The sequence below is a fragment of the Flavobacterium sp. genome, assembly GCF_044341265.1.
GTDB lineage: Bacteria > Bacteroidota > Bacteroidia > Flavobacteriales > Flavobacteriaceae > Flavobacterium.
This window is the reverse complement of record NZ_JBIISA010000060.1, coordinates 1-5369: the sequence shown is the minus strand read 5'-3', so window position 1 is coordinate 5369 and position 5369 is coordinate 1. Positions and strand designations below refer to the sequence as shown.

Sequence of the window (5369 nt, the reverse complement as noted above, 5' to 3'; positions counted from 1 at the left end):
ACCATAAATGATATTCTATATACTAAAGTAAGCTATCAAGTAAAATGGTTATTAAGTATGTGGAGTGTAAAAAGTAAAATAACTTTAATCATAATTTAATCATTTAAAATCATTAAACTCGGATTTGATTCTTTGTAAGATCCTAATTTTTTCAAGAAAATATGAGCTGCTTTTTTTTCTTTTTTATTTAATTTAATAATAATTTGTTGTGCTATACAAAGAACTATTTGTACTGAATAAATTGATTTTGTGTAAAACATTGTAAATATTAAAAATATGAAACTAGTAGCGTAACAAATCAATGAATAAGTTTCATGAATGTTTAAAATAAAAGCAAATCCAGCAATAATAGTGGTTAATAAAAAAAACATAATATTAATTCTTGTGTCTTTGTAAGTAATTAATCTATAATTTGCAATGTCTGTAATTAGTAATTCTATTTTATTTTTTTTGTTATTTATTTTTATTTTATTTTCATAAATAGTTCCAAATGTGTTTTTGAAAATTATTTTATCTTTAGATTTTTCTAAATAAATTATATTTTCGTTATAAATTTTTTTTAACTCCATTAGATTAATAATTTTTTGAATCAAAAATAGATATTTATTCATAAGTGAACATGTGAATAATTGATTGCGAAAACGGCAAATTGATATAATGTAGTTTATTAAAACCAGTAGAATCTTTTATAAAAAATCTCAAATAACCAAAATATTGATTTGTCATAAATCTAATAATATGATTTTATAAAAAAAATCTTTAAAAGAGTATTATTTAAATAGTAATTTAAATGTATCAAGATATTTATCATTCAAAGTTATTTTTACTAAACAAATTTCATCTTTATTTGTTAAATTTAACTTTTGTAATACAATGTTGTTAACTCCAACATCTTCTATTAAAAAAACTTCTTCATTAATCAATTGTCCAAGCAGGTTAAAAACCTCAATTTTTAAATTTCCAGTTTCAAAAATATTTACATTAATGCTTATCTCTTCATCAAGTGCTATAGGATTCTTATAATTTAATACTAAAGGAACTCTTGTTGTCGTCTCTGCTATTTTTGAATTTAATTTTTTGTTGCCTACTGGAAAACGATCAATTGCATAGTAGTCCATTGGAAGCCATTGTTGATGTCCTGTATTAAAAGAATTATCATATCCACTTTCTATAATTCCCCAATTAGCCACGGCAAAAATTGCTGTTGACTCTTGATGTCTAAAATTCGTTAAATTCGAGGGTCTATTTGCACTATGATAGTTTACCCATCCTGCAATACCAACCCAACTTAAATTAGAAACAGCATCTCTTGCTGCAATAGAAGTGTAACGATGGTCAGAATGATCATTAGGATTATAGTTTGATGCAACAGGAGCTAGATTGATACTTGAAGTATTAATCCATACTTGATTGTCGTTTCCACTTTCATTTAAAATGATTTGTTTTATAGTTGATGTCAAATCATCCCAACTAAAAAAGGTTGTTGAACCATCGATTGCTGACAAAAAACTAATTTGATTTAGTTTTAACTTTTGAAGGCTTCTATTTCCTGTTAAACTAAAACCGTTTCCAGTTATATTACCATCTGGTAGACGAAAAAAATAATTCACACAGTTTTTATATTCATATCTTGCTATATTATGCGATATAACTAAGTTTGTATTGTTTGTGTAACTTATTTGAGTTAAAGAATATGGAATAGGGACAGGATTTGGTTCTGCAAATAAATCTTGAGCAAATTTTGAAGAGTAAACAGAACCATTCTCTCTCGCTTTATAGAATGGTGTAGGTTCATTGCCTATTATACCGGCATCACCAGCAGTCAAAGTAATAAAAACAACTTTTGTATTATTTGATAAATCGTTTATAATGTTTGAGGACATAAATAACTGCCAGTCATCCTGATGTGCTTGTATTGAAAAGGAAACTTGTTGTTGACTTTGTGAGAATTGAGTAAGAAAAAATATAATCAATGTTATTTTAAAATTTTTCATAATCTATAGTTTTTATTTATACAATTAGTGATTACTTTTTAGAATTGGACATTATTTAAATTGATTAATATGATAATGGTACTATTCTAGTTTCCTAGATACACAAAAACATTCACACTCAAAGTTTGTGGATTTATAGTTAAAGGTATTTGAGAAACTCCTCCATTTAGTGAACTCGTAGTTAAACCATGATTGTGTACACTCATCACATTTCCTGTAAAAGTAGCAGTATGTGAATGAGGATTTATTACATGGGTATGATTTCCAGAGGTTGAAGTAGTTTTGGTTTGTGCGACATCATCAGCAATATTATTGAAAAGTGAAAAATTAGCTCCAGTGCTTGTTGAGCCTCCGTCATTGTAAGTATGGTTGTGATTTCCTGCATTTTGCATTGTTGCTGTAGTGTTATTTACAACAATACTTCCTGTAGGTGTTCCAGCTGTTTCACTAGAAGTTGTTCCTGTTAATGTGATATTAGGTAATTGATTTTGACTTAAAGTTATCGAATTAGAACCACTAACAGTCCCTATAGTTGTTCCATTTTGCGATAAATAACTGTTCGTAGCATCGGGTAAGTTGCCAATGAATCCTAACGATAACACGTTAGCTTGTTGTGATGTTGTTAATGTATTTATAGCTCTACCATCTAGTTTTATCCATCCGTTATGGTCACTGGTTTGAAAGCCATATTTTACATCACCTATAGTTGCTTGATCACCTATAATTAATTTTCCTGTGGCATCAGCAGTTACATTGCCACCTCCAGAGAGGCTGTTTACTACCACATTGCCATTGTTGTAGATGGTAAAAAGTGTTGTGCCACTGCTGTTGATAACGGTTAGTCCTTTATCTGATGCAGAAGAGGTTACGGTTTTTACTTCTAAATCTGCCATTGGCGTAGTGGTGTTGATACCTACTTGCGAGTAAGCAATCTGAGAAATTAATAGTAATGTTAATAGTTGTTTCATAAATTTATTATTTATTTACCACCCTTCGGCATTGCTAAGGACAGGCTACTGCACAGTAACGCAGAGTTTTTATCTCTTTGTTCTTTGTGTCTCTTTGTTGCTATTTTTTATGATTTAAAAGAATTAATCAAAATTTTCATGGTAAACTAAATTTGTGTTGCTTACGGTACCATTAACTAAAAGTTGATTAATTTCGGCTTGGCTTAAAGCTCTTTTATATATTTTAACTTCATCAAGACTTCCGTAATAAAACTCTGTATAACCAAGAGCAGAGTTAATAGGTTTTGCCCCAAATAATATTCCATAATCATACAAACTAGAATTGAGCGATGCCGTGCCAAAGTTTGTATTAACAGAATTGTAACGAACACCATCTATAAAGGTTTGGTAATCTGAACCATTTCTAACAATTGTTGCCATGTGCCAAACTCCATCAGATTTTAAGGAAGATAGTGTTCTTGTGTAAAAATTTTCAATACTTCCTGTTGCATATAATGTTCTATAACCAGTATCCGACATAAGTCGTGTCCATAGCGCAGGCAAACCAGAATTTGTATTAAAAGCCCACAATAAAACTTCGTTCTCACCATTATCATAAGTCGATTTAAACCAGAAATTTATTGTATAATTACTATTGTCTAAAGCTAGGTTTTGATGATTTGGCAAAACCAGTAAAGTCTTTCCATCAAAGTCTAACCCATTTCCAAATTTTCCTGTTGAATATAATGCCTCTCCTTTTCTAGAAACATGGGCTTTAATGGTGTTTGTTTCATCAGTTAAGTAAGTTGCTTTGTATGGGTAATCTGTATTAATATTGAATACCTTAAACTCAATATTTGAATAATTATCCGTTTCATAAGCAATAGCAAAATTTTGATTGTCAAGTTTTTCTAATGCTGAGTAAGCTATAGTATTTGTACCCGTTCTATTGTCTAAAATATGTGCCATATCCCAGCTATCTCCTTTATTACAACTAACTCTTATTCCTAATATTTGTCTTGCAGAAGGATTTAAGGGTGAAGAGTATACAAAAGTATTTTCATTCATTTTTAAAATATCACCCATTATAACAGGACCAGAATACATAATTGATTCAAGATTGTTTGATGAAAATGTTACACCACCATCAGTGCTGTAGACTACTGAACGTACTTTATCTGAATCACCATAAGCGTTTCTTGAAATAATCATAATTTCTCCATTATCTTTTTCTTGAAGCACAGTTTCATTCGTGCCAAAAGTTACACTTGTTATTGTAGTTGCTCCTCTTTGCCAAGTCACTCCAGAATCATCAGAATAAACTAAATAAACTACAAATGAGTCATTTAATCTATAGCCCCAAAACGGTACAATCAATCTCCCAGCATGAGTCCCATGTTTAAGTTGAATACCAGCCCCAGGACCAGCTAAGTCTAAGTTTGTTAAATTGATTCCAGTAGGCTTTATAGAATTTCTATTAATAGGAGCAGACCAAGTTGCTCCATGGTCATCACTTTGAATACTATATATGTCACAATAGGTTGGGTTAGCTTCTGTACCTCCATATCTTGTAAAAAAAAGTACAATTCTATTGTTTAATGTATCTAAAACAGGTACAGGATTTGACGATCTGTCTGTACCATTATTATCTAATATTTTTATCTGTCCCCAAGTTTTACCCGCGTCTTTTGATGTTTTCAAAACCGCATCTTTGTTAGAGTGATCATCTACAGTTGCTCTTCCTTCACAAAACAGCAATAAATCGCCATTTCCAGCTTTTATTAGTGAAGGAATTCTATACACCGGATAACCTTCATTGGATGAAAAAGGAATTGATGTAATTGATGAAAGATTATTAGAATTAGAATTTGTGTTTACTAAATACCATTGTTCAGTTTGATTATTCCAATAATAAACACCTCTAGGTTTATAAGCATCTCCATGTGTTAAAAAAACTAACATACCATCTTGATCTGCAGTAGGGTTTTGCGTTGGGAATTTTTCAATTCTTGGAATTAATACTCCATCTTTAAAACTTGGATTTGCAGCATTGGATGCTGAAATATCTAAAACCGCTTTAGGACTGTTATTTAATATTCCTACTTGTGAAAATGCAAGTTGGCTAACTACTAATGCAAAATAAATTTTTTTCATAATTATTTGATTTGAGTAATTATTTTAAATAGATTTTAATTCATTTTTTTTATACAAGATGGCCACGTGGATAACAGGGATTTTTTATTGTACTTTTATTATTTTACAGCACTTGTTTATATTTTTAAAAACAGAAAAAGAGAGGCAAACAACGAGGGCACTGAAAAACATCGTTTATTTTGATTAGCACCGTTTTTTAGAGAATAAAAAAACGCTTATAGTAGGATTTTATACATCCGTTATAAGCGTTTTACTTTTTGCAACTGTTTTTTAT

The 5369-nt window shown here is 30.0% G+C and carries 4 protein-coding genes; all 4 read right to left on the bottom strand.

The window, feature by feature from the left end; translation table 11 throughout:
• Positions 1-95: 95 nt before the first annotated feature.
• The 4 genes from ACIQ06_RS15870 to ACIQ06_RS15855 all read right to left on the bottom strand — a co-directional run bounded on the left by ACIQ06_RS15870 (position 96) and on the right by ACIQ06_RS15855 (position 5095).
• The gene (locus tag ACIQ06_RS15870; RefSeq protein ID WP_396147903.1) at positions 96-569 is read right to left on the bottom strand and encodes a hypothetical protein; all 474 of its coding nucleotides are present in this window, start codon (positions 567-569) and stop codon (positions 96-98) included.
• A gap of 201 nt (positions 570-770) precedes the next feature.
• The gene (locus ACIQ06_RS15865; RefSeq protein ID WP_396147902.1) at positions 771-1994 is read right to left on the bottom strand and encodes a hypothetical protein; all 1224 of its coding nucleotides are present in this window, start codon (positions 1992-1994) and stop codon (positions 771-773) included.
• 86 nt (positions 1995-2080) lie between these two features.
• Entirely contained in the window at positions 2081-2962 is an 882-nt protein-coding gene (locus ACIQ06_RS15860) for a hypothetical protein (protein WP_396147901.1), read from the bottom strand.
• A 123-nt stretch (positions 2963-3085) separates the two neighbouring features.
• On the bottom strand, positions 3086-5095 hold the full coding sequence (locus ACIQ06_RS15855; protein ID WP_396147900.1) for an exo-alpha-sialidase: 2010 nt from the start codon (positions 5093-5095) through the stop codon (positions 3086-3088).
• Positions 5096-5369: the final 274 nt, after the last annotated feature.

What these genes read in the sequence shown, in the direction of transcription:
- ACIQ06_RS15865 (WP_396147902.1), bottom strand. Translation starts at nt 1,994, where the DNA reads ATGAAAAATTTTAAAATAACATTGATTATATTTTTTCTTACTCAATTC.
- ACIQ06_RS15860 (WP_396147901.1), bottom strand. Translation starts at nt 2,962, where the DNA reads ATGAAACAACTATTAACATTACTATTAATTTCTCAGATTGCTTACTCG.
- ACIQ06_RS15870 (WP_396147903.1), bottom strand. Translation starts at nt 569, where the DNA reads ATGGAGTTAAAAAAAATTTATAACGAAAATATAATTTATTTAGAAAAA.
- ACIQ06_RS15855 (WP_396147900.1), bottom strand. Translation starts at nt 5,095, where the DNA reads ATGAAAAAAATTTATTTTGCATTAGTAGTTAGCCAACTTGCATTTTCA.